26 protein-coding genes are annotated in these 22111 nt (G+C 72.6%); 6 read left to right on the top strand and 20 right to left on the bottom strand.

Going from position 1 to position 22111, the window contains the following annotated elements:
- The first annotated feature begins 141 nt into the window (after positions 1-141).
- The 4 genes from ABZ454_RS24565 to ABZ454_RS24550 are packed head-to-tail and all read left to right on the top strand — an operon-like array spanning position 142 to position 4279.
- Entirely contained in the window at positions 142-1470 is a 1329-nt protein-coding gene (locus ABZ454_RS24565; RefSeq protein WP_359540917.1) for a sugar ABC transporter substrate-binding protein, read from the top strand.
- Positions 1470-2363: a sugar ABC transporter permease gene (locus ABZ454_RS24560; RefSeq protein WP_359540915.1), complete on the top strand. Its 894-nt coding sequence runs from the start codon at positions 1470-1472 to the stop codon at positions 2361-2363. The genes ABZ454_RS24565 and ABZ454_RS24560 overlap by 1 nt, the downstream gene beginning before the upstream one ends.
- Entirely contained in the window at positions 2360-3214 is an 855-nt protein-coding gene (locus ABZ454_RS24555) for a carbohydrate ABC transporter permease (protein WP_356321988.1), read from the top strand. The genes ABZ454_RS24560 and ABZ454_RS24555 overlap by 4 nt, the downstream gene beginning before the upstream one ends.
- A 36-nt stretch (positions 3215-3250) precedes the next feature.
- A complete protein-coding gene (locus ABZ454_RS24550) occupies positions 3251-4279 on the top strand; it encodes a hydroxyacid dehydrogenase (protein WP_359540914.1) in 1029 nt (342 codons plus the stop codon).
- Positions 4280-4367: 88 nt separating this feature from the next.
- Here the strand turns inward: ABZ454_RS24550 and groL are convergent, their stop codons facing one another.
- The 4 genes from groL to ABZ454_RS24530 form a co-directional block, all read right to left on the bottom strand.
- Positions 4368-5990 carry a chaperonin GroEL gene (gene groL / locus ABZ454_RS24545; RefSeq protein ID WP_356321986.1) on the bottom strand — a complete coding sequence of 541 codons (1623 nt, stop codon included), beginning with the start codon at positions 5988-5990 and terminating at the stop codon, positions 4368-4370.
- 103 nt (positions 5991-6093) lie between these two features.
- The gene (gene groES, locus ABZ454_RS24540) at positions 6094-6402 is read right to left on the bottom strand and encodes a co-chaperone GroES (RefSeq protein WP_018101172.1); all 309 of its coding nucleotides are present in this window, start codon (positions 6400-6402) and stop codon (positions 6094-6096) included.
- 300 nt (positions 6403-6702) lie between these two features.
- Entirely contained in the window at positions 6703-7011 is a 309-nt protein-coding gene (locus ABZ454_RS24535; RefSeq protein WP_359540912.1) for a hypothetical protein, read from the bottom strand.
- Positions 7008-8030: a polysaccharide deacetylase family protein gene (locus ABZ454_RS24530; RefSeq protein ID WP_359540910.1), complete on the bottom strand. Its 1023-nt coding sequence runs from the start codon at positions 8028-8030 to the stop codon at positions 7008-7010. The genes ABZ454_RS24535 and ABZ454_RS24530 overlap by 4 nt, the downstream gene beginning before the upstream one ends.
- A gap of 96 nt (positions 8031-8126) precedes the next feature.
- On the opposite strand from ABZ454_RS24530, the gene ABZ454_RS24525 reads away from it, so the two are divergent.
- Positions 8127-9374 carry a methyltransferase domain-containing protein gene (locus ABZ454_RS24525; RefSeq protein WP_356321983.1) on the top strand — a complete coding sequence of 416 codons (1248 nt, stop codon included), beginning with the start codon at positions 8127-8129 and terminating at the stop codon, positions 9372-9374.
- A gap of 15 nt (positions 9375-9389) precedes the next feature.
- Here ABZ454_RS24525 and ABZ454_RS24520 read toward each other — a convergent pair whose 3' ends face one another.
- The 9 genes from ABZ454_RS24520 to tsaB all read right to left on the bottom strand — a co-directional run bounded on the left by ABZ454_RS24520 (position 9390) and on the right by tsaB (position 15426).
- Complete coding sequence (locus tag ABZ454_RS24520) at positions 9390-9755, bottom strand: hypothetical protein (protein ID WP_359540906.1); 366 nt, start codon at positions 9753-9755, stop codon at positions 9390-9392.
- A 52-nt stretch (positions 9756-9807) separates the two neighbouring features.
- Complete coding sequence (locus ABZ454_RS24515) at positions 9808-10473, bottom strand: hypothetical protein (RefSeq protein WP_359540904.1); 666 nt, start codon at positions 10471-10473, stop codon at positions 9808-9810.
- 50 nt (positions 10474-10523) lie between these two features.
- Complete coding sequence (locus ABZ454_RS24510) at positions 10524-10994, bottom strand: VOC family protein (RefSeq protein WP_356321980.1); 471 nt, start codon at positions 10992-10994, stop codon at positions 10524-10526.
- A 66-nt stretch (positions 10995-11060) separates the two neighbouring features.
- Positions 11061-12311: an RNA polymerase sigma factor gene (locus ABZ454_RS24505; protein ID WP_359540901.1), complete on the bottom strand. Its 1251-nt coding sequence runs from the start codon at positions 12309-12311 to the stop codon at positions 11061-11063.
- A 55-nt stretch (positions 12312-12366) separates the two neighbouring features.
- Positions 12367-12723, bottom strand: a complete 357-nt coding sequence (locus ABZ454_RS24500) for a YciI family protein (protein ID WP_359540899.1) — start codon at positions 12721-12723, stop codon at positions 12367-12369.
- A 141-nt stretch (positions 12724-12864) separates the two neighbouring features.
- Positions 12865-13155, bottom strand: coding sequence for a hypothetical protein (locus ABZ454_RS24495; RefSeq protein WP_359540897.1), 291 nt, complete (start codon positions 13153-13155; stop codon positions 12865-12867).
- Positions 13152-14255, bottom strand: a complete 1104-nt coding sequence (gene tsaD, locus ABZ454_RS24490; protein WP_356321976.1) for a tRNA (adenosine(37)-N6)-threonylcarbamoyltransferase complex transferase subunit TsaD — start codon at positions 14253-14255, stop codon at positions 13152-13154. Before tsaD ends, ABZ454_RS24495 begins: the two co-directional genes overlap by 4 nt.
- Positions 14255-14782 carry a ribosomal protein S18-alanine N-acetyltransferase gene (gene rimI / locus ABZ454_RS24485; protein ID WP_356321975.1) on the bottom strand — a complete coding sequence of 176 codons (528 nt, stop codon included), beginning with the start codon at positions 14780-14782 and terminating at the stop codon, positions 14255-14257. The genes tsaD and rimI overlap by 1 nt, the downstream gene beginning before the upstream one ends.
- Positions 14779-15426, bottom strand: coding sequence for a tRNA (adenosine(37)-N6)-threonylcarbamoyltransferase complex dimerization subunit type 1 TsaB (tsaB, locus tag ABZ454_RS24480; protein WP_359541091.1), 648 nt, complete (start codon positions 15424-15426; stop codon positions 14779-14781). Before tsaB ends, rimI begins: the two co-directional genes overlap by 4 nt.
- Positions 15427-15595: 169 nt before the next feature.
- Here tsaB and ABZ454_RS24475 point away from each other — a divergent pair, with 169 nt between their 5' ends.
- On the top strand, positions 15596-16153 hold the full coding sequence (locus tag ABZ454_RS24475; RefSeq protein ID WP_359540894.1) for a hypothetical protein: 558 nt from the start codon (positions 15596-15598) through the stop codon (positions 16151-16153).
- Between the two features lie 24 nt (positions 16154-16177).
- Here ABZ454_RS24475 and ABZ454_RS24470 read toward each other — a convergent pair whose 3' ends face one another.
- The 7 genes from ABZ454_RS24470 to ABZ454_RS24440 form a co-directional block, all read right to left on the bottom strand.
- Positions 16178-16345 carry a hypothetical protein gene (locus tag ABZ454_RS24470; RefSeq protein ID WP_356321973.1) on the bottom strand — a complete coding sequence of 56 codons (168 nt, stop codon included), beginning with the start codon at positions 16343-16345 and terminating at the stop codon, positions 16178-16180.
- Between the two features lie 138 nt (positions 16346-16483).
- Positions 16484-17044, bottom strand: coding sequence for a tRNA (adenosine(37)-N6)-threonylcarbamoyltransferase complex ATPase subunit type 1 TsaE (tsaE, locus tag ABZ454_RS24465; RefSeq protein ID WP_359540890.1), 561 nt, complete (start codon positions 17042-17044; stop codon positions 16484-16486).
- Between the two features lie 98 nt (positions 17045-17142).
- Positions 17143-18363: an alpha/beta hydrolase gene (locus tag ABZ454_RS24460; protein ID WP_359540887.1), complete on the bottom strand. Its 1221-nt coding sequence runs from the start codon at positions 18361-18363 to the stop codon at positions 17143-17145.
- Positions 18364-18483: 120 nt separating this feature from the next.
- A complete protein-coding gene (gene alr, locus ABZ454_RS24455; protein WP_359540885.1) occupies positions 18484-19653 on the bottom strand; it encodes an alanine racemase in 1170 nt (389 codons plus the stop codon).
- Between the two features lie 83 nt (positions 19654-19736).
- Complete coding sequence (locus ABZ454_RS24450) at positions 19737-20123, bottom strand: DUF488 family protein (protein ID WP_356321969.1); 387 nt, start codon at positions 20121-20123, stop codon at positions 19737-19739.
- A 76-nt stretch (positions 20124-20199) separates the two neighbouring features.
- Positions 20200-21666: an NAD(P)H-hydrate dehydratase gene (locus ABZ454_RS24445; protein WP_359540883.1), complete on the bottom strand. Its 1467-nt coding sequence runs from the start codon at positions 21664-21666 to the stop codon at positions 20200-20202.
- Positions 21667-21706: 40 nt separating this feature from the next.
- Positions 21707-22108, bottom strand: a complete 402-nt coding sequence (locus ABZ454_RS24440; RefSeq protein ID WP_356321967.1) for a holo-ACP synthase — start codon at positions 22106-22108, stop codon at positions 21707-21709.
- Positions 22109-22111 lie beyond the last annotated feature (3 nt).

The following is a 22111-nucleotide window of genomic DNA, read 5'->3' as shown; positions in this document are numbered from 1 at the left end:
TTCCCCCGGCACCGGGGCGGCGTCCGTACGCAACTCTTCTGATCTTTTTTCGATCAATCGATCTTTCGCTCTTGACTTCGGTCACGGCTGGTCCAAGGATCACGGCCAACGCCATGTCGCCGCCTGGTCAGGAGCCTCGCCGTGAGCCGCAGTCCGAGCAGAACGTCCCTCGCCGTAGCCGGAGCCGCCACCGCCCTCGCCGTTCTCACGGCTTGTGGCGGCGGCGGTGACGACACGTCCGCCGCCGGAGGTGACGGCAAGCCCGTCAGCATCACCTTCTGGGGCTGGGCCAAGGGATCCAAGGAGGTCGTTGACGCGTTCAACGCCTCGCACACGAACATCAAGGTGGTGTACGAGGAGATCCCGTCCGGCAACGCGGGCGGCTACGCCAAGATCTCCAACGCCGTGAAGGCGGGCAACGCCCCCGACCTCGTCTCCATCGAGTACCCGCAGCTCCCGGAGTACGTCAGCCAGGGCGCGCTCCAGGACATCGGCCCGTACTTCACCGAGGACATCAGGAAGAAGCTGCTGCCCCAGGCGGTGGAGCTGACGACTCTCGGCGGCAAGAACTGGGCCGTCCCCTTCGACGCCTCCCCGCAGTCCTTCTACTACCGCAAGGACCTGTTCGCGAAGTACGGCGTGGAGGTCCCCAGGACCTGGGCCGACTTCCGCAAGGCCGCGGAGAAGGTCAAAAAGGCCGACAAGAAGGCCCGGATCGGCACCTTCTTCCCCGACGACCCGACCACGTTCCAGGCGATGGCCTGGCAGGCCGGCGCCCAGTGGTACAAGCCCGAGGGCGACACCTGGAGGGTGAACACCACCGACGCGGCCACCGGCAAGGTCGCCGACTACTGGCAGGGTCTGCTCGACGACGACCTGATCCGTGCCAACGCCTCGTTCAGCCCCGAGTGGACCAACTCCCTCAAGAACGGCGGCACCATCGGTTACCTCGGCGCGGCCTGGGGCGCGGGTGTCCTCAAGGGCACCCTGCCCGAGCAGAGCGGCAAGTGGGCCGTCGCCCCGATGCCCAGCTGGGACGGCAAGCCGGCCAGCGGCATGCTCGGCGGCTCCACCTTCGCGGTGCCGAAGACCAGCGAGAAGGCGGACGCGGCGGTCGAGTTCGCCACCTGGATGTCGACCACCGAGGCAGGCATCAAGGCCCGCATCGAGTCCGGCACGTCGAGCGCCTTCCCGGCCGCGGCATCGCTGCGTCCGGTGGCGAAGAAGGCGTTCGACGCGGACTTCTACGGCGGTGAGGACATCTACCAGGTCTTCGAGGACGCCGCGGCGTCCATCGGCCCGGACTGGAGCTGGGGACCGACGACCGGGACCACGAACACCACGATGAAGGACCAGTTCGGCAAGGTCGCGAGCGGGGGCACCACCGTCGGGGCCGCCGTGCAGGCCGGGCACGACGCCACGGTCGCCGAGCTGAAGAAGCGCGGTCTGAAGGTCGAGGACGCCGGCTGATGAAGCGCGCCCGGACCACCAGAGCCGCCGCCATCCTGCTGGGGCCCTTCTTCGTACTGTTCACGCTGGCCATGGTGCTGCCGATCGGCTACGCGGTCTGGCTCAGCCTGTTCACCGAGAAACAGTCCGGCCTGGGCTTCGGCGGCACCGAGTCCGTGTTCAGCGGGCTCGACAACTACACGGCGGCCCTGGGCGACCGGGCGTTCCGCGAGGGCTTCGGCGTACTCCTCGGATACTGCCTCTTCTACATACCGCTGCTCCTCGTCGGAGCCCTCGCCCTCGCGCTGCTGCTGGACTCCACGCTGGCCCGTGCCCGCCGGTTCTTCCAGCTCGCGCTGTTCCTGCCGCACGCCGTGCCCGGCATCATCGCCGCGCTGATCTGGGTGTACCTCTACACGCCGCAACTCAGCCCGGTGGTCAGCGCCATGGAGTCCGGTGGCGTCGGCTTCGACTTCTTCTCCCCCGACGGAGCCCTGCCCTCGGTCGTCAACATCGCGCTGTGGGAGTGGCTCGGCTACAACATGGTGATCTTCTACGCCGCGTTGCAGGCCATCGACCGCTCCGTCCTCGAAGCGGCCACGGTCGACGGGGCCGGCGCCTGGCGGATCGCGATCGGCATCAAGGTGCCGCTGATCCGGGCCTCCGTCGTGATGGTCGCGCTGTTCACCGTCATCGGCTCGCTCCAGCTGTTCACCGAGCCCCTGATCCTCAACAAGGGGACCGGCTCCGCCGTCACCTCCACCTGGACGCCGAACATGTACGCGTACACCGCGGCCTTCGAGCGCAACGACTACGGTCTCGCCGCCGCCGCCTCCCTCCTGCTGGCGCTCACGGCCGCGCTGCTGTCCTTCGTCGTCACCCGCTTCACCGGCCGGAAGGGCAAGACAGCATGAGTTCCCCCGCCTCCCACGGCCGCTGGATGTCGAAGACCGCGGTCAACGGCTTCCTGTTGCTCGCCGTCGTCTACATGCTCTTCCCGCTCGTCTGGCTGGTCACCGCGGCCACGAAGGACACCGGCGGCCTGCTCGCGGGCAACGCCTTCTCCTTCGACGGCTTCAACCTGGGCGAGAACCTCTCGGACCTGGCCGCCTACGGCGACGGCATCTACTTCCGCTGGTACCTCAACAGCCTCGGTTACGCGGGCGGCGGTGCGCTCGTCTGCTCGCTGATCTGCGTCGCCGCCGGGTACGCCTTCGACAAGTACGCCTTCCGGGGCAAGGACCAGCTGTTCGGCCTGGTGCTGATGGGCGTGCTCGTCCCGACCACGGCGCTCGCCCTGCCGATGTACCTGCTGGCGTCCGACGTGGGCCTGGTCAACACGTACTGGTCGGTGCTGATCCCGGTGCTCGTCAATCCGTTCGGCGTGTACCTCGCCCGGGTGTTCAGCTCGGGTTACATACCGAACGAGGCGCTGGAGGCCGCCCGGATCGACGGGGCGGGCGAGCTGCGCGTCTTCTGGTCCGTCGGCCTGCCCATGGTCATGCCGGGCTTCGTGACCGTCTTCCTCTTCCAGTTCACCGCGATCTGGAACAACTTCTTCCTCCCCCTCGTGATGCTCTCGGACCGCAAGCTCTTCCCCCTGAGCCTCGGCCTGTACGCGTGGAACACCAACACCCATGGCGAGCCGGGCTTCTACCCGCTCGTCGTCACCGGCTCCCTTCTCGCCGTCATCCCGCTGATCGTCGCCTTCGTCTCCCTGCAACGGCACTGGAAGGCGGGACTGACCGCCGGAAGCGTCAAGTGACCGACCACGCGAGCCCCGAGGAGTACGAGTCCCACCATGCCGCACGCCACTGACAACCGGCCCCGGGCCCTGCTCGCGATGGGCCCCGGCATCGCCGGACGCCTCCTCGCCGCGCGCCACCACACCCGGCTGGCCGCCCTCACCCGTACGGACACCCGGCTCGTCGCCCACGACCTGGCCGACCCCGCACCCGAGGTGGCGGCCGCGCTCGCCGAGGCCGAGGTGCTGTTCACCTGCTGGGGCGCGACCCCGCTGACCGCACCGGTGCTGGCCGCCGCCCCGCGGCTGCGTGCGGTGGTGCACGCGGCCGGGTCCGTCAAGCACCACATCACCGACGCCTGCTGGGAGCGGGGCATCGCCGTCACCTCGGCGGCCGGCGCCAACGCCCTGCCGGTCGCCGAGTTCACCCTCGCCGCGATCCTCTTCGCGGGCAAGCGGGTCCTCGGATCCGCCCAGCGCTACCGCACCCTGCGCACCGCCCACGACTGGCTCACCGAACTGGACGGCACCGGCAACTACCGCCGCACGGTGGGCATCGTCGGCGCCTCCCGCATCGGCCGGCGGGTGATCGAGCTGCTGCGCCCCTTCGATCTGGACGTCCTGCTGTACGACCCGTATGCCGGCGAGGCCGAGGCGGCGCGGCTCGGCGTCCGCCTCACCACGCTCGACGACCTGTGCGCGCACAGCTCCGTCGTCTCGGTGCACGCCCCGCAGCTTCCCGAGACGCACCATCTCATCGGCGCCGCCCAGTTGGCGGCCATGCCGTCGGGCGCGACGCTGATCAACACGGCGCGCGGGTCGCTGGTCGACGAGGACGCCCTGCTCGCCGAGCTGACGGGCGGGCGGCTGCACGCGGTCCTGGACGTGACGGACCCCGATCTGCCCGTGGCGTCCTCGCCGCTCTACGACCTGCCGAACGTCCTGCTGACGCCGCACGTCGCGGGGTCGCTGGGCAACGAGCTGCACCGGATGGCGGACCAGGCGCTGGACGAGCTGGAACGCTTCGCGTCCGGGCGGCCGTTCGCGGACCCGGTGTGCGGGGACGCGTTGTCGCGCTCGGCGTGACCCTCCCCGCACGCGCACACGCACGAGGCCCGGCACCCCTCACGGGGTACCGGGCCTCACCGCTTCGCGCGGGAACTACGGCTGCACGCTAGTGCGAGTGACCGTGGCCGTGACCGGCCTCGGCCTCTTCCTCGGCCGGCTTCTCGACGACCAGGGTCTCGGTCGTGAGCAGCAGCGACGCGATGGACGCGGCGTTCTCCAGGGCGGAGCGGGTGACCTTGACCGGGTCGATGACGCCGGCCTTCACCAGGTCGCCGTACTCGCCGGTCGCGGCGTTGAAGCCCTGGCCCTTGTCGAGCTCGGAGACCTTCGAGGTGATGACGTAGCCCTCGAGGCCCGCGTTCTCGGCGATCCAGCGGAGCGGCTCGACGGCGGCGCGGCGCACGACCGCGACACCGGTGGCCTCGTCGCCGGTCTTGCCGAGGTTACCCTCGAGGACCTTGACGGCGTGGACCAGAGCGGAGCCACCACCGGAGACGATGCCCTCCTCGACCGCGGCGCGGGTCGCGGAGATGGCGTCCTCCAGACGGTGCTTCTTCTCCTTGAGCTCCACCTCGGTGGCCGCACCGACGCGGATCACGCAGACCCCGCCGGCCAGCTTCGCCAGGCGCTCCTGGAGCTTCTCGCGGTCCCAGTCGGAGTCCGTGGACTCGATCTCGGCCTTGATCTGGTTGACGCGGCCGGCGACCTCGTCGGACTTGCCGCCACCGTCGACGATGGTGGTGTCGTCCTTGGAGACGGTCACGCGGCGGGCGGTGCCCAGCACGTCCAGACCGGCCTGGTCGAGCTTGAGGCCGACCTCCTCGGCGATGACGGTCGCACCGGTGAGGGTGGCGATGTCGCCGAGCATGGCCTTGCGGCGGTCACCGAAGCCCGGGGCCTTCACCGCGACGGCGTTGAAGGTGCCACGGATCTTGTTGACGACCAGGGTCGACAGGGCCTCGCCCTCGACGTCCTCGGCGATGATCAGCAGCGGCTTGGAGGCACCGGCCTGGATGACCTTCTCCAGGAGCGGCAGCAGCTCCTGGATCGAGCCGATCTTGCCCTGGTGGATCAGGATGTACGGGTCGTCGAGGACGGCCTCCATACGCTCCTGGTCGGTCACCATGTACGGGGACAGGTAGCCCTTGTCGAAGGCCATGCCCTCGGTGAAGTCGAGGTCCAGACCGAAGGTGTTGGACTCCTCGACGGTGATGACACCGTCCTTGCCGACCTTGTCCATCGCGTCCGCGATGAGCTCGCCGACCTGGGCGTCCTGCGCGGAGAGCGCGGCCACGGCGGCGATGTCGGACTTGTCGTCGATCGGGCGGGCGGTCGCGAGGAGCTCCTCGGACACGGCCTTGACCGCGGCGTCGATGCCCTTCTTCAGGGCGGCCGGGGACGCGCCCGCGGCCACGTTGCGCAGGCCCTCGCGGACGAGCGCCTGGGCCAGGACGGTGGCGGTGGTCGTACCGTCACCGGCTACGTCGTTGGTCTTGGTCGCCACCTCCTTCACCAGCTGGGCACCGAGGTTCTCGTACGGGTCGTCCAGCTCGACCTCGCGCGCGATGGTGACACCGTCGTTGGTGATGGTGGGCGCACCGAACTTCTTGTCGATGACGACGTTGCGGCCCTTGGGGCCGATCGTCACCTTGACCGTGTCGGCAAGCTTGTTGACGCCGCGCTCGAGGGCGCGACGGGCGTCCTCGTCGAACTTCAGGATCTTCGCCATGGAGCTGAACTGTCCTCTCAACACAAAGAACTGCGCCCCTGCCGCCCGGCTAGTTATTTCGCAGGGGGCCAGGGGCGCAGAACAGAAGCAAACGTTAAGTGAATTACTTCTCGATGATCGCGAGCACGTCGCGAGCCGAGAGGACGAGGTACTCCTCGCCGTTGTACTTCACCTCGGTGCCGCCGTACTTGCTGTACAGCACGACATCGCCGGTCTTGACGTCGAGCGGAAGGCGCTCGCCGTTCTCGAAGCGGCCCGGGCCCACGGCCAGGACGACGCCCTCCTGGGGCTTCTCCTTGGCTGTGTCCGGAATGACCAGGCCGGAGGCCGTGGTCTGCTCGGCGTCGAGCGGCTGGACCACAATGCGGTCCTCGAGCGGCTTGATCGCAACCTTGGAGCTGGCGGTCGACACGATCCGGTCTCCCCCTTCGGAGATCTCACGGGGTTATCAGTCTGTGGGTGGCGACCAGGTGGGCCCGTCGTCGCGGGTGCCGGACCTGCCGGTCGCACAGTACTGCTGGCACTCTCCAGTGGGGAGTGCCAGCACTGAGACTATGACCGCGATTAGCACTCGGTCAAGCGGAGTGCCAATTCATGACCCTCGTGGCGTCCTGGGGGGCGCGTCCGTACGACTGCGGCCGCGCAACGTTCCGCTCACCCCAGGGACAACGCGGGGGCCGTCCGGAGCGTTCCGCGAGACCCCCTGCGGGCCCTACCGCCTCACACACCCCGCGTCCGCGTCCGCGTCGGCCCCCGGCCACCAGCGCTTCGACCGGGCCACCGCCCCGGTGCGGCCGGGGCCGCCGCAGGCGACGACGACCATCGCCCCCGGCGCCCCGTGATCACCGCGCACCACAGCGGGCCGCGCCGCCTCCTGAGCGCCCGGCGACAGGTTCACCCGCCGCGCCGCCTTGCGGCCCAGCCGCTCGATCGGGTCCACCGACTGCGCGCAGCCGGCGGTGGCGGTCAGGAGCGCACCGGCGGTCAGCAGTCCGGCCAGCAGCCGGTGCGCCCTTCTCATACGTAGTCCTCCAGCCGGGCCACGGCGTATCCCTTGTCCGTGACGACCTTCATGACGGACCGGATCAGGTCGGGCATGCTGCCCTTCCACTCCTCCTTGCCCCGGAAGTGCGTGAGGATGATGTCGCCGGGGTGCAGGTCCCGGTCCTCCTCCCGCCACTCCATGTGGTCGGGGAACGCCTCCGCCGCCCACAGGGGCACGGCCGTGATCCCGCAGGACTTGGCGATCCGCAGGGTGTCGCCGTTGTAGTTGCCGTACGGCGGCCGGAAGAGCCGGGGGCGCTCGCCGTACTGCTTCTCGAGGATGTCCTGCTGGTCGCAGATCTCCCGCTTCTGCTCGTCGTGGGAGAGACCGGGCAGGTAGCGGTGGTTCAGCGTGTGGTTGCCGAGGACGGCGCCGCGGACCTGCGCCTCCTTGAAGTACGTGTAGTCGTCGCGCACCAGGTAGTCGCTGAGGAAGGCGCTGTACGGGATGTTCAGCTCCGACATCATCTTCAGCAGCTCGGGGTCCTTCTCCTCCCCGTCGTCCATCGTCAGGAAGACGACCTTCTCCTTGGTGGGGACCGTGGTGAAGACGGGCGGCAGCGACGCGTCGCCGCCCTCGACCTCGAAGCCCTTGCGGGTGGTGAGGTGCGGCTTCACGGCGGGGGGCAGGGGCGGGGTCAGCGGGGTGCTCGCCAGGCCCCACTTCCTGGCGGCGACGGCCCGGGCGGCCTGGGCGCGGCGCGCCTTCTCGGCCTGCCCCGCCATGGAGCCCGCCGCCCCCGCCGGGGGGCCGCCCGGCTGTCCGGCCCGGGCGGCCGCCGCGCGCCCGGGGTCGGGGTCGGACGCGGCGCCACCGCCGGTCTCCGCCGCACAGCCCGAGCCGACCGCGGCGACCAGGAGCGCGGCGAGCACCGCGTAGCCCGGCCGGCGCCGCAGGTGGCCGTGTCCGCGCTTCACGCGTCCCTGCCCGCCCGACACGGCACCCGGTCTGCGTCTCTTCATGATGAATTCTTCCTTTTGTCGTACTGGCTGCATGGCGCCGCATCCTGCCAGCCCGGGATCGGGCATCCGGGCCGACACAGCGCCCACCCCGCACGGTCCCCCGGCTGGCGCACAACCGGCTGGCCCACAATGGGGCGGGTGAACGCTCTCGCCCCGTCCGGCCCGTCCGACGCACCCGACCCCCTCGCCGCCTTCCTGGCCCTGCGCACCCCCGAGGGCGCCGGGCTGCTGGCCGGGCTGCGGTCGTACGACCCCGCCACCGAACTGGCCACCGCCACCCGGCTGCGCCGCACCCATCCGGCCGCCCTCGTCTCGGCGGCGCTGGGGCAGGCCCGGCTGCGGCAGCGGGCGGTGGCGAAGTTCGGCGCCGAGGACGCGCACCGGATGTTCTTCACGCCGAACGGCGTCGAGCAGGCGACCCGCACATCGGTGGCCGGCTACCGCGCCCGGCGGTTCGCGGACGCCGGGGTGCGCAGCGTCGCCGACCTCTGCTGCGGGATCGGCGGCGACGCGATCGCCCTGGCCCGGGCCGGGATCTCCGTGCTCGCCGTGGACCGCGACCCGCTGACGGCCGAGGTGGCCCGCGCCAACGCCGCCGCGCTCGGGCTGGACGCGCTGATCGAGGTGCGGTGCGCCGACGTCACGGAGATCGACACCTCGCCCTACGACGCGGTGTTCGTCGACCCGGCCCGCCGGGGCGGCCGCGGCCGGATCTTCGACCCGGAGGCGTACTCCCCGCCCCTGTCCTGGGCGACCGCGGCCGCGCTGAAGGCGCCCAGGGCCGCGCTGAAGATCGCCCCGGGCGTCCCCCACGAGGCGATCGGGCCGCAGGCGGAGGCCGAGTGGATCTCGGACGGCGGCGACGTGAAGGAGGCGGTGCTCTGGTTCGGCGAGGGCTTCACGGCCGGCTCCTACCGCGCGACCCTGCTCCCCTCGGGCGCCACGCTGTCCGCTCCGGCCGCACTGCCCGCCCCGCCGGTCGGGCCGGTGGGGCGCTATCTGTACGAGCCGGACGGCGCGGTGATCCGGGCGCATCTGGTCGCCGGGATCGTGGAGCGGTGCCACGGCCGGCTGTTCGACGAGATGATCGCGTACGTCACGAGCGACGAGCTGTACGACTCCCCGTACACCGCCGGCTACGAGATCACCGATCAGCTCCCCTTCAGCACAAAGCGGCTGAAGGCGCTGCTGCGGGAGCGGGAGGTCGGCGTCCTCACGGTCAAGAAGCGCGGCTCGGCGGTCGAACCGGAGGAACTGCGAAGGAAGATGAAGCTCCGGGGCCCGAACGCGGCCACGGTCTTCCTCACCCGGGTCGCGGACGCGCCGACGATGCTGATCGGCCGTCCCGTGACCGGCCCGGAGGCCGGCCTCGGCTGACGGCGGGCCGGGGCCTCAGGCGAGGTCGGTCAGGTCCTCCGCGTACACCTGCGAGAGGGGCTGCGGGCCCACGTACTGCTGGCAGTTGCACTGCCCCGACTCGAAGCGCACCGGCTTCTTCTGCTCGTCCCACGCGGTCGGCACCTCGACCCGCTCATGGCACTTGCCCTGCTTGTCGTGCTTGGCGAGGTGGTGCGTGCAGCCGCAGACCGGCTCGGGCGGCCTCTTCGACGCCTCGACCGCCAGCCGTTCCCGCTTGCCGGCCTCCAGCAGTTCCAGCTTGCGGGTGTGCCGGTTGCGCATCGCCGTACGGACGTTGTCGGCCACCCAGCCGAAGCCACCCGTCCAGAAGATGATGAGCACCCACCAGTACCACTCCATGAAACGCCCTCCCCCTGAGTCGCCCGTGTGCCTGCCAAGGATAGGGCCGGGATCAGCGGTGAGCGCCGCCGCCGAGGGAGATCAGCGGTTCGGGAGCGGGGGCGCCGAGCAGCGTCCGCACGATCCAACGCCGGTGCCAGAACGCCTTGGTGACGCCGATGAGGCCGAGCAGCCAGCCGATGAAGCCGAGGCCCATGACGAGGGCCGTCAGGCCGTAGGTGTCGTCGCCGCGGGCGGCGCCGGCCGGCACCGCGAAGCAGGCGTACAGCCCGAGGGCGCAGAGCGCGAAGGAGGACAGCAGCCAGAAGAGGCTCAGACCCGGCAGCCGGTAGGCGCTGTCGCCCGCCGGATCACGGTCCAACGCCCCCCACTGCGACAGCAGTCGGCGCAGCCGGCGGTCCCGGCGCAGGCCGATGACGACGAGGATGACGGCCGGCACCAGGCAGCAGGCGCCCATGGCCAGCAGGATCACGCCGAAGATCGCGCTGAAGATGTCGTACGACTGCTCGAAGGTGACGAGCGCGGTGCCGATCAGGGCCCAGCCGAGTGCGCCGACCGCTCCCCACGCCCACAGCAGCCCGAGCCGGCCGGGGCCGATGTGCATCTTCACCAACGCGCCCAGGATGTAGGCCCGGTCGGCGAGCATCGCTCCCCGGTCGGGCCAGGCGCGTATCTCCACGGGTGGCGGGGGCGGCGGCAGTGCCGAAGTGCGGGACATGGGCCAGACCCTATCGAGCGGCCGTGCCCCCGTGCGCGGGTGATCACCCGTCAGGCGTTGCGCAGGGCCTCGATGTCGAGCCGCTTCATGCCGAGCATCGCCTTCATGGCCCGGGCCGCCTTGTCCGGGTCCGGGTCGGTCAGGGCGTCACCGAGACCGGGCGGGATGATCTGCCAGGAGACGCCGAACTTGTCCTTGAGCCAGCCGCACTGGCTCTCCTGGCCGCCGTCCGCGGTCAGCTCGTCCCACAGCCGGTCCGCCTCCTCCTGGGACGCGCACTCGACGGAGAGGGAGACGGCCTCGCTGAAGGGGAACTCGGGGCCGCCGTCGAACGCGATGTACTCGGTGCCCTCCAGGAGGAAGCGGACCGTCATCACCGCCCCCTCCTCGCCCGGGGAGGACGCGGTCCAGCGGGTCACGTCGAGGACGCGCGAGTCGCCGCCGATGACGGAGATGTAGTGCTCCGCCGCCTTCTCGGCCTGGTTTTTGTCGAACCACAGGAACGTGGTGACCTTCTGCATGGTCTTCTCCTGACTCGGGGGTGCGAAAAGACGCCGTGCAGGGTAGACCGGCGGCGGGCCCGGAACTCATCGGCCGGCCCGGCCCAGCAGCAGCGCCCGTTCCCGTGCGTTGCGGGTGAGCTCCGCCGCCCGTACGAACTCCTCGCGCGCCTCGTCCGTACGTCCCATCCGCTCCAGCAGATCCCCGCGGACGCTCGGCAGCAAGTGGTAGCCCTTGAGCGCGGGGTCGGCGACCAGGGCGTCGACCAGGACGAGGCCGGCGGCCGGCCCCTCGGCCATGGCGACGGCGACGGCGCGGTTGAGCTCGACGACGGGCGACGGGGCCAGGGCGGCGAGCCGGTCGTAGAGCGCGGTGATGGCCGCCCAGTCGGTGTCCTCGTAGCGCGCCGCCCGGGCGTGGCAGGCGGCGATGGCGGCCTGGAGGGCGTACGGCCCCAGGGCCTGCCCCGCCTCGGCGGCCGTCCCGGCGGCCCGGAGCAGGGCCGCGAGGCCGCGCCGGATCAGCAGCCGGTCCCAGCGGGCCCGGTTCTGGTCGGCGAGCAGCACCGGGGCGCCGTCCGGTCCGGTCCTGGCGGCGGTCCGCGAGGCCTGGAGCTCCAGCAGGGCGGCCAGTGCGTGCACCTCGGGTTCGTCCGGCATGAGCCCGGCCAGCACCCGGGCCAGGCGCAGCGCGTCCTCGCAGAGCGCCGGGCGCAGCCAGTCCTCGCCGGCGGTCGCGGCGTAGCCCTCGTTGAAGACGAGGTAGATGACTTCGAGCACCGATCCGAGCCGGGCGGCGCGCTCGGGGCCGTACGGCACCTCGAAGGGGACTCCGGCGCGGCCGAGTGCCCGTTTGGCCCGGACGATCCGCTGGGCGACGGTCGGTTCGGTGGTGAGGAAGGCGCGGGCGATCTCCTCGGTGGTGAGGCCGCCGAGGAGCCGCAGCGTGAGGGCGATCCGGGCGTCGGTGGAGAGCACCGGATGGCAGGAGGTGAAGATCAGCCGCAGCAGGTCGTCGTCGATGTGGTCGGGATCCGCGGCACCGGGGTCCGGTTCACCGCAGACGCCGTCCAGGTCGCGGCCCATCTCGGCCAGCTTGCGGGCGTACGTCTCACGGCGGCGTACGAGATCGATGGCGCGGTGCTTGGCCGTGGCCATGAGCCAGGCTCCCGGGTTGTCCGGGACGCCCGACTCCGGCCACTGTTCCAGCGCGGCGACCAGGGCGTCCTGCGCGAGTTCCTCGGCGATGCCCACGTCCCGGACGATGCGGGCGGCACCGGCGATGATCCGCGCGGACTCGATCCTGAACACCGTCTCCACCGCGCTCGCTGCCGTCACGACCACCCATCAGAGCAGCCGTACCGGACGCGGGCAAGCGCGACCCGCGGAGCCCTCAGGCCTCGTCGAGGGCCCGGACCTCGCAGGTGACGCTCCAGCTCTCCGGGTGCACCCGCAGGAACCTGCGGGCCCACTCGAGTGCTTCCTCCTTGTCCTTGCACTGGAGGATGGCGTATCCGCCGACGACTTCCTTCGTCTCGGTGAAGGGCCCGTCGGTGTGGCTGAGCTTGCCGCCGGACCAGTGGACGCGGGTGCCCTGGGAGGTCGGGGTGAGGCCCGCGGTCTCCAGCATCACGCCCGCCTTGTTGATCTCCTCGAACAGGGCGGTGACCCGCTCGTCGAAGCCGGGGTCGGGCTCGAAACCGGCTGCCGCCTGCTCGTCGAGGCGGATGAGGGACATGAAGCGCGGCATGGTGACTCCTCGGTCGGGAGGGCGGGGACCTCTTCCCCGCCTCTCACCCCTGCGTCGAACGGGAGACGCCCGGATCGACAGCCCCTCCGGAATTCTTCTGAACTTTTTCCGGGCCGGCCACCGGGGCGGTCGGCGGGTGTGTCAGGGGGTGGGGTCCCCCGCCGCCGGTCCGAGGGACTCGAAGCGCCAGCGGTGCACCGGCCGGGTGACGATCCCCGCGTCCGGTTCCGGCAGCTCCGGCAGGGCGTCGCCGTACGCGCCCTCCCACCACGTGACGACCAGGACGCGGTCCTGCGGGGCCCGCAGCAGCTCGCTGCGCAGCGGGGGGCGCGCCAGCTCGCCGGCGCGGGCGCGGGCCCACTCCAGCAGTTCCGCGCCCCGGCCCTCGGTGGCCCGGGCCTCCCACATCAGCGCGACGGTCGTACCGCTCATGAGTACAGGTTGTCCTTGCTGATCTCGTGCACGTGATCGTGCGTGTGGGCGTGGTCCGCGCCCGGTACGTGGGTCTCGGTGACCGGCAGCGAGGAGTCCGCCGAGAGTTCCAGGTCGGAGGCGGGCCGGTTGCGGGCGACCATCTCCGCGCCCAGGGCGGCGACCATGGCCCCGTTGTCGGTGCACAGCCCGGGCCGCGGCACGCGCAGCCGGATGCCGGCCCGCTCGCACCGCTCCTCGGCGAGCGCCCGCAGCCGCGAGTTGGCGGCGACGCCACCGCCGATCATCAGGTGGTCGACGCCCTCGTCCTTGCAGGCGCGGACGGCCTTGCGGGTGAGCACGTCCACCACGGCCTCCTGGAAGGACGCCGCCACGTCCCGCACCGGCACCTCCTCGCCCGCCGCGCGCTTCGCCTCGATCCAGCGGGCGACGGAGGTCTTCAGGCCGGAGAAGGAGAAGTCGTACGCGGGGTCGCGCGAGCCGGTCAGGCCGCGCGGGAACGCGATGGCCTTCGGGTCGCCCTCCCTGGCGAGACGGTCGATGACCGGGCCGCCGGGGAAGCCGAGCTGCAGCACGCGGGCGATCTTGTCGAAGGCCTCGCCGGCCGCGTCGTCGATGGTCGCGCCGAGCGGCCGCACGTCGTGGGTGATGTCGGGTGCGAGCAGCAGCGAGGAGTGGCCGCCGCTGACCAGCAGCGCCATGGTCGGCTCGGGCAGCGGGCCGTGCTCCAGCTGGTCGACGCAGATGTGCGAGGCGAGGTGGTTGACCCCGTAGAGCGGCTTGCCGAGCGCGTACGCGTACGCCTTCGCCGCCGAGACGCCGACGAGCAGGGCGCCGGCGAGTCCGGGGCCGGCGGTGACGGAGATGCCGTCGAGGTCGCGGCCGGTGACCCCGGCCTCCTTCAGGGCGCGCTCGATCGTGGGGACCATCGCCTCCAGGTGGGCGCGGGAGGCGATCTCCGGGACGACGCCGCCGAAGCGGGCGTGCGTGTCGACGCTGGACGCGACGGCGTCGGCGAGCAGCGTCGTCCCGCGGACGATGCCGACGCCGGTCTCGTCGCAGGAGGTCTCGATGCCGAGTACGAGCGGTTCGTCAGCCATCAGTCAGTCTCTGTTTCCTGTACGGGCGCCTGTCCGTCTTCGTGTACGTCTTCGTGTACGTGGAGGCGCATGACGAGTGCGTCGATGTTGCCCGGCTGGTAGTAGCCGCGGCGGAAGCCGATCGGTTCGAAGCCGAAGCGCTCGTACAGCTTCTGCGCCCGGGTGTTGTCGACGCGGACCTCCAGCAGCACCTCGGCGCACTCGAAGGCCGTGGCGTGCTTCAGCAGGTCGGTGAGGAGCTCGGAGCCGAGCCCGCCGCCCCAGTGCCCGCGGGTGACGCCGATCGTCTGTACGTCGGCGAGGTCGCCGGCCGCCGCGAGGCCCGCGTATCCGACGATCCGGCCGGTGACCGGGTCCTCGGCGACCACGTAGCGGCGGGTGGCGCGCGGGCCGCGGGCGTGCGCCAGTTCGGACCAGAACATGCCGGCCGACCAGGCGTCGTCCGGGAACAGCTCGTGCTCCAGGTCGAGCACCGGGTCGATGTCCCACCAGCGCATCTCGCGCAGCACTGCGGTCGTGGCGGTCACTTCGGCGTGACCACCTTGTAGTTCTTCGGGACCTGCGCGTCGGGCCTGCGCAGGTAGAGCGGCTGCGGCGGCAGCAGGCCGGTGCCCGCGGCGAGGCGCTCGGCGGCGAGGGCGGCCAGCGCACCGGCCGCGACGTGCTCGGGGCCGCGCGCGTCCGGGAACGCCTCGGGGTAGAGCGCCGCGCCCGCCCCGACGACGGGCAGGCCCGCGAGCCGCTCCGCGAGGTCGGCGGGCCGGTCCACGGCGGGTTCACCGGTCCGGGTGCGGGGGTCCTCGTACCGCGCCCAGTAGACCTCCTTGCGGCGGGCGTCCGTGGCGACGGCGAACGGGCCCTCCAGCCCGGCCTGCCCGGCGGCGTACGCGAGGGCGTCCAGGGTGCACAGCCCGTGGACGGGCACGGACAGCGCCGAACCGAAGGTCGCGGCCGTCACCAGGCCGACCCGCAGTCCGGTGTACGGGCCGGGGCCGACGCCCACGGCCACGTCCGTCACGGCGTCGAGTTTCACTCCGGCCTCGGCGAGGACCCGGTCGACGGCGGGCAGCAGCAGCTCCCCGTGCCTTCGGGCGTCGACCTGACCGGACTCGGCGACGACGCGGGTCCCGTCGTACAGGGCGGCGGTGACGGCGGGGGTGGCGGTATCCATAGCGAGCAAGAGCACGCAAACAGCCTACGGCTCCGCCGGGGGCGGCACGGCCCCCCGTACGGCGTCCCGGTGCGGGGGTGCTCCGGTGCTACCGTCACCGGGTATACGCGGAGTACGTGTAAACGCTTGTACGACTAACGACGGTGAACGATGGCGAAAGAGGCGCACGGTGGCTAGGGGCAGCTCGGGAATCGTGGCCGCGCTCACCGCGGCGGCCGTCGCCGCGGTCGGCTTCCTGGCCTACCAGGCTTCGGCGAACGTCCCCGACAACCTCGGCGTCGCGCCGAAGGCGTCCAGCAGCGCCCCGGCCACCGGCCACGTCAAGCCGAAGCCGAAGAAGGACCCCCTCGCGGTCCCCGCCGCGTCCGGCACGGGCATGCGCGTGGTCTACGCGCTCGGTGACCGCCGGGTGTGGCTGGTGGACGCCAAGAACAAGCCGACCCGGACCTTCAAGGTGATGCCGAGTTCGGTGAGCGCCCTGCCGGGCGCCTACCAGGTGACCTCGCGCTCCGGCAGGGTCACGGGCTCCGACGGGGTGCCGATCGAACACGTGGTCCGGTTCGCGACCCACGACGACGTGCCCATCGGCTTCAGCGCCGCGCAGGACGGCTCGCTGGAGAGCCCGGACCCGACGCTGAAGACGGGCGGGGTGCGGATGTCCCGTGCGGACGGCGACGCCCTGTGGTCGTTCGCCACGGTGGGCGCGAAGGTCGTCGTCGTCCGGTAACCCTGGCGGGCCCGTCCGCGCGGGTCAGGGCCGCTTGCTGACCGGCCCCTCGCCCTCGCTGGGCGCGGGCGCCCCGTCGCGCGGGCGCGGGGCGGGCGGGGTGGAGACCGCGTCGGCCGCCGCCCCCGCGGCGAGCAGATCTTTCATCGATACCGCCCGCGGCGGCTGCACGTCACGCTCGGATGTCGGCATGGACCCCTCCTCGGGCTCCGGCTGGAAGGCACGTTAGGCAGACCTAACCTGCTCTCGTCCTCCATGTCACCACGCCCGGACCGCCCCGCGCAACAATGTGCCGACACCTTGTCGGAAACAGGCCCCGCCCACCGCTCCTCAGGCTCCCGCCACGTCCCACGGACCCCAGGACTCCACCGGCAGCCCCGCCCACCGTGCGCCGACGCCCACGAGCGTCACCTCGCGCCGTTCGTCGTCCGTGTCCCCGACCGCGCGGTCGATCAGCACCTGGAGCCGGTCCTCGGACAGCTCCTCCACCTTGCCGTCGCCCCACTCGACGACGACCACCGAGTCCGGCAGCGACACGTCGAGATCGAGGTCCTCCATCTCGTCGAGCCCGCCGCCCAGGCGGTACGCGTCGACGTGGACCAGCGCCGGGCCGTCCCCGAGCGAGGGGTGGACGCGGGCGATCACGAAGGTGGGCGAGGTGACGGCGCCGCGCACGCCCAGGCCCTCGCCGAGACCGCGGGTCAGGGTCGTCTTCCCGGCGCCGAGCTCGCCGCTGAGCATCACCAGGTCGCCGGGGCGCAGCACACCGGAGATCCGGCGGCCCAGGGCCGTCATCTGTTCGGGGGACTCGACGGCCAGCGTCACGGTGACGGTGCCGTGCGCGGTGCTTCCGGCAAGCTCGGCGGCCGGGCTGTTGTGCGGTGCTTCCATGCCCGCCAACGATACGACCTCAGCGACGGGCCCCGGCGGACGCCGGCGCGGCGCCGGCCCTCACGCACGAGCGCGGACACCCGCGTAGGGCTCCGCCCTCACCCACGGGCCTCGGAGGATTCCGGTACGGCCCCGGCCCGCACCAGCAGGTCCGCCAGCCGGTCCGTCACCGTCTCCGGGTGCTCCAGCATCACCAGGTGCCCCGCGTCCGGGACGATGACCAGCTCCGCTTCGGGCAGCTCGTCCGCGATCGCCTCGCTGTGCGAGCTGGGCGTCACCAGGTCCTTGTCGCCCGCCAGGACCAGCACCGGGACGTCCCTGAACAGCGGCAGGGCGTTGCTCTTGTCGTGTTCGGCGAAGGCGGGGTAGAACTCCGCGACGACGTCGATCGGCGTGGACTCGATGAGCCGCTCGGCGAACCGCTCGACCGCCGGGTCCACGTCCCGCGAGCCGAACGAGTAGCGCTTGATCAGCCCGGCGAACAGATCCGCGGTCGCCCGCCTCCCCCGCTCCACCAGCTCCGCCTGCGAGCCGAGCGCCTTCAGCACACCGGGCAGCACCCGCCGCACGGCGTTCACTCCCGCCACCGGCAGTCCGAAGTTGACCTCGCCGAGCCTCCCGCTCGACGTGCCCACGAAGGCGACGGCGGCGACCCGGTCGCGCATCAGGGCCGGGTACTGGTCGGCGAACGCCATGATCGTCATGCCGCCCATGGAGTGCCCCACCAGCACCACGGGTCCTTCGGGGGCGGCCGCGTCGATCACGGCCTTGAGGTCACTGCCCAGCTGGTCGATGCCGACGTGGACGCCCTGCGCCTGCGCCCGGCCGCGCTCGGAGCGGCCGTGGCTGCGCTGGTCCCAGTGGACGGTGCGCACGATGCCCCGCAGCGCCGCCCGCTGGAAGTGCCAGGAGTCCTGGCTGAGGCAGTAGCCGTGGCTGAAGACGACCGTCACCGGGGCGGGCGCCTTGCGCCCGAAGAGGCGGCGCCTGCGCGGACCGGCGGCGGAGCCGGGGGGCGTGCCGCCCGTTCCCGTGCCGCCGCCCGGTTCGACCTCGTCGATCTCGTAGTACAGCTCGGTGCCGTCGTCGGCCGTCGCCCGGCCGGGCAGCCCGCGCAGCGAGCCGTACGGTCCGGTGGCGTCCAGCGCCAGCCTGGCCCGCTTGCGCATGCCGCGCCCCACCGTCAGCCGCTCGACGGCGACCCCGGCCGCCGCACCCGCGGCGATCACGCCTATGGCGGCGCCGGCGATCCCCGCCCGGCGCCAGCCGGCCGCCGAAGCGGCCGCCACCACCACGTCCTCCGCGCTGATCTCGCTCACCGTGCCGCGCTCCTCGTCGGTCGTGTCCGTCGGGTCCGAGGCCCGGCCCGGTCTCCTGTGTTCTTGTCCGGCCCACCTGGGACATGTTCAGATCGTGCCTGGTCAGGGGCGCCTGTCCGGTCAGGACCCGGCCGAGGGGCCCGTCGGCGTTTCGTCGTCCCGGTAGACGCGCGGGACCCGGTCGCTGATCCGGGTGACGATCTCGTACGCGATCGTGCCGGCCGCCCGCGCCCAGTCCTCGGCGCTCGGCTCACCCTGGTCCCCCGGGCCGAACAGCACGGCGTCGGCGCCCACCACCGGCTCGTCCCCGTGGAGGTCGACGACGAACTGGTCCATGGCCACCCGGCCGGCGATCGTCCGCCGGACACCGCCGACCAGGACGGGGCCGCGGCCCGAGGCGTGGCGCGGGACGCCGTCCGCGTACCCCACCGGCACCAGGCCGAGCGTGGTCTCCTCGGACGTCGTGTAGTGGTGGCCGTAGCTGATGCCGTGGCCGGCCGGCACCCGCTTGACCAGGGCGACCGAGGCGGCGAGCGTCATCACCGGGCGCAGCCCGAAGTCGGCCGGGGTGCCGAGCTCGGGGCTGGGCGAGATGCCGTACATGGCGATCCCGGTCCGCACGAGGTCGAAGTGCGACTCGGGGACCGTCAGCGTCGCCGGGGAGTTCGCGATGTGCCGCACCTCGGGCTCGACGCCGGCCTTCTCCGCGTACGCCACCATGTCGCGGAAGGTGTCCAGCTGGGCGGTGATCGACGGGTGTCCTGGCTCGTCCGCGCAGGCGAAGTGGGACCAGAGGCCGGTGATGCGGACGGTGCCCGCCTGCTCGGCGGTGCGGGCGGCGGCGACCAGTGCGGGCCAGTCGGCGGGCTGGCAGCCGTTGCGTCCGAGGCCGGTGTCGGCCTTGAGCTGGATACGGGCCGGCCGGCCGGCCCGCGCTGCCGCCGCGGTGACCTCGCGCAGCGCCCACATGCCGCTCACCGACACGTCGATGTCGGCCTCGATCGCCTCGCGCCACGGACCGCCCGGCGTCCACAGCCAGCACATCACCCGGCCGCCGAGACCGGCCGCGCGCAGGGCGAGCGCCTCCTGGGGCGTGGCGGTGCCCAGCCAGGTGGCGCCGGCTTCGAGCGCGGCGCGGGCGCAGCGCACCGCCCCGTGCCCGTAGGCGTCGGATTTGACCACGGCCATGAGGTGCGCGCCGGAGGCCCGGGCGCGCAGAACGCGCACGTTGGCGCGGAGTGCGGCGAGGTCGATCTCGGCACGGGCTCTCAAGGACGCTGTCTCGTTCATCGCGCCCAGTGTCTCAGAGCCGTACGGCGCATCTCCTGCCCGCCGGTCGCGCGAGGGCGTGCCGCGATGGCCGGACGCGCACGTCAGCGACGGTGCGCTTCGTGTTCCACATGGTCGACGAGGACCGGGACGTGACTGTGCGGGACGTCCTTGACCGCCGTGACGAGCGTCACCGGACCGCCCTCGCGGACCAGCGCCGTCAGCTCGTCCACGGCCGCCGTGTGCGCGGGGTCGGCGAGCTCGGCGCGGTAGCGGTCGACGAACTCGTCGTAGCGGGTGCCGGAGCGGTCCTCGTGGTACCAGGAGCGCAGTGCGTCCGACGGGGTGACGTCCTTGAGCCACCGGTCGATCGCGGCCCGCTCCTTGGTCACGCCGCGCGGCCACAGCCGGTCGACGAGGACGCGGGTGCCGTCGCCGTCCTCCTGCGGGTCGTACACCCGCCGTACCCGCACGTCACCGCCGCTGCTCACGACCGACCACTCCTCGCGCCGTCACCGGGTCCCGGAGGCCGCTCCCGGCATCGCTCCGGCCCGTTCTCAGCATCGCTCAGGCCCGTACGTCCCGCCAGGCCGCGACGAGCGCCTCCGCGACGTCCTGCGCGGCGACCGGGGAGCCGTCCGAGGCGTGCCGGGCGGCGAGGCCGTGGAGGTAGGCGCCGGCCGACGCGGCGTCGCGCGGGGCGAGGCCCGCGGCGAGCAGCGAGCCGGTCAGCCCGGAGAGCACGTCGCCGCTGCCCGCGGTGGCGAGCCAGGGGGTGCCGGTCGGGTTGACCCGCACCGGCGTGTGCGGGGTGGGGGAGGCGACCAGGGTCGTCGACCCCTTGAGCAGGACCGTGGCGCGAAACCGCTCGGCGAGCGCCCGTACGGCGGCGAGCCGCCCCGCCTCGACCTCCTCGCGCGCGACGCCGAGCAGCGCCGCGGCCTCCCCGGCGTGCGGGGTCAGGACGGTGGGCGCGGTGCGGGCGCGTACGACGTCGGCGTCCAGGAGCCGCAGCCCGTCGGCGTCGACGAGCACGGGGACGTCGGTGGCCAGGACGTCGGAGACCGCCTCCACGGCGTCCGTGCCGTCGCCGAGCCCCGGACCGGCCACCCAGGCCTGCACGCGCCCGGCCTTGGACGGGGGGCCCGCGTGGACCAGCGTCTCGGGGTGCCGCGCGATGACGGCGTCGGCTCCCGGCCCGACGTAGCGCACGGCCCCCGCCCCGCCGCGCAGCGCGCCGGAGACGGCGAGCACCGCCGCCCCCGGGTAGCGCGCCGATCCGGCGACGATGCCGACGACGCCGCGCCGGTACTTGTCGCTCTCGGCGGCGGGCACGGGCAGCAGCGCGGCGACGTCCGCGTACTGGAGCGCCTCCAGATCGGGCACGTCCGGCAGTTCGGCGCCGAGCCCGATGTCGACGAGGTGCAGGGCCCCGGCCCGTTCGGCGGCCGGGTCGACGAGCAGCCCCGGTTTGTACGCGCCGAAGGTGACGGTCGCGTCCGCCCGCACCGCGGCTCCCCGCACCTCGCCGGTGTCCGCCTCGACACCGCTCGGCAGGTCGACGGCGACGACGGGCGCTCCGTGGGCCGTGTAGTGCTCCACCACGGCGGCGGCCTCCGGCCGTAGTCCGCCGCGCCCGCCGATGCCGGTGATGCCGTCGACGACGAGGTCGATGTGCCCGCCCCAGTCGCGGTGCGGGGCCGCCTCGCCGCCGTCCATCACCCGCCCGCCGGCCGCCAGCAGGGCCGCGGTCCCGCCTTCGTGGGCCCGGCCGGGCGAGACGCGCACGGACACGACGCCCGCGCCGCGCCGGGCCAGCCTGGCCCCCGCGTACAGGGCGTCGCCCCCGTTGTCGCCGCTGCCGACGAGGAGGACGACCCGGGACCCGTAGACCCGCCCGCCCCGTCGCAGCACATCGGCGCAGGCCGCCGCGAGCCCGGCGGCGGCGCGCTGCATCAGCGCGCCCTCCGGGAGCCGTGCCATCAGGGCCTGTTCGGCCGCCCGTACGGTCGAGACGCTGTAAGCGGTACGCATGCCTCCAACGTACGCAGGAATCCGCGCGCACGCCCCCGGCTCACCCCTCAGCGATCACCACCGCCGAGGCCACTCCCGCGTCGTGACTGAGCGACACGTGCCACTGCCGCACGCCCAGTTCGGCCGCGCGTGCGGCGACGGTCCCCTGGACCCGCAGCCGGGGCTGCCCGCTCTCCTCGACGTACACCTCGGCATCCGTCCACAGCAGCCCGGCGGGCGCTCCGAGCGCCTTGGCGAGGGCCTCCTTGGCGGCGAACCGGGCGGCCAGCGAGGCGATCCCGCGCCGCTCGCCCCCGGGCAGCAGCAACTCCCGTTCCACGAAGAGGCGCGCGGCCAGCTGCGGCGTACGCACCAGCGCCGCGTCGAACCGCTCGATCTCCGCCACATCGATCCCGACCCCGATGATCACGTACGCACCCTCACTGCTCGCTCGACGCCGCATCAC

It is taken from the genome of Streptomyces sp. NPDC005803 (assembly GCF_040630435.1).
GTDB lineage: Bacteria > Actinomycetota > Actinomycetes > Streptomycetales > Streptomycetaceae > Streptomyces.
This window is presented reverse-complemented; position numbering and strand designations above follow the sequence as displayed.

Excerpts from the sequence above, each read along its gene's own strand:
- ABZ454_RS24560 (WP_359540915.1), top strand. The coding sequence starts at position 1,470 with ATGAAGCGCGCCCGGACCACCAGAGCCGCCGCCATCCTGCTGGGGCCC.
- ABZ454_RS24555 (WP_356321988.1), top strand. The coding sequence starts at position 2,360 with ATGAGTTCCCCCGCCTCCCACGGCCGCTGGATGTCGAAGACCGCGGTC.
- ABZ454_RS24550 (WP_359540914.1), top strand. The coding sequence starts at position 3,251 with ATGCCGCACGCCACTGACAACCGGCCCCGGGCCCTGCTCGCGATGGGC.
- groL (WP_356321986.1), bottom strand. The coding sequence starts at position 5,990 with ATGGCGAAGATCCTGAAGTTCGACGAGGACGCCCGTCGCGCCCTCGAG.
- ABZ454_RS24535 (WP_359540912.1), bottom strand. The coding sequence starts at position 7,011 with ATGAGAAGGGCGCACCGGCTGCTGGCCGGACTGCTGACCGCCGGTGCG.
- ABZ454_RS24530 (WP_359540910.1), bottom strand. The coding sequence starts at position 8,030 with ATGCAGCCAGTACGACAAAAGGAAGAATTCATCATGAAGAGACGCAGA.
- ABZ454_RS24525 (WP_356321983.1), top strand. The coding sequence starts at position 8,127 with ATGGGGCGGGTGAACGCTCTCGCCCCGTCCGGCCCGTCCGACGCACCC.
- ABZ454_RS24520 (WP_359540906.1), bottom strand. The coding sequence starts at position 9,755 with ATGGAGTGGTACTGGTGGGTGCTCATCATCTTCTGGACGGGTGGCTTC.
- ABZ454_RS24515 (WP_359540904.1), bottom strand. The coding sequence starts at position 10,473 with ATGTCCCGCACTTCGGCACTGCCGCCGCCCCCGCCACCCGTGGAGATA.
- ABZ454_RS24510 (WP_356321980.1), bottom strand. The coding sequence starts at position 10,994 with ATGCAGAAGGTCACCACGTTCCTGTGGTTCGACAAAAACCAGGCCGAG.
- ABZ454_RS24500 (WP_359540899.1), bottom strand. The coding sequence starts at position 12,723 with ATGCCGCGCTTCATGTCCCTCATCCGCCTCGACGAGCAGGCGGCAGCC.
- ABZ454_RS24495 (WP_359540897.1), bottom strand. The coding sequence starts at position 13,155 with ATGAGCGGTACGACCGTCGCGCTGATGTGGGAGGCCCGGGCCACCGAG.
- tsaD (WP_356321976.1), bottom strand. The coding sequence starts at position 14,255 with ATGGCTGACGAACCGCTCGTACTCGGCATCGAGACCTCCTGCGACGAG.
- tsaB (WP_359541091.1), bottom strand. The coding sequence starts at position 15,426 with ATGGATACCGCCACCCCCGCCGTCACCGCCGCCCTGTACGACGGGACC.
- ABZ454_RS24470 (WP_356321973.1), bottom strand. The coding sequence starts at position 16,345 with ATGCCGACATCCGAGCGTGACGTGCAGCCGCCGCGGGCGGTATCGATG.
- tsaE (WP_359540890.1), bottom strand. The coding sequence starts at position 17,044 with ATGGAAGCACCGCACAACAGCCCGGCCGCCGAGCTTGCCGGAAGCACC.
- alr (WP_359540885.1), bottom strand. The coding sequence starts at position 19,653 with ATGAACGAGACAGCGTCCTTGAGAGCCCGTGCCGAGATCGACCTCGCC.
- ABZ454_RS24445 (WP_359540883.1), bottom strand. The coding sequence starts at position 21,666 with ATGCGTACCGCTTACAGCGTCTCGACCGTACGGGCGGCCGAACAGGCC.
- ABZ454_RS24440 (WP_356321967.1), bottom strand. The coding sequence starts at position 22,108 with ATGCGGCGTCGAGCGAGCAGTGAGGGTGCGTACGTGATCATCGGGGTC.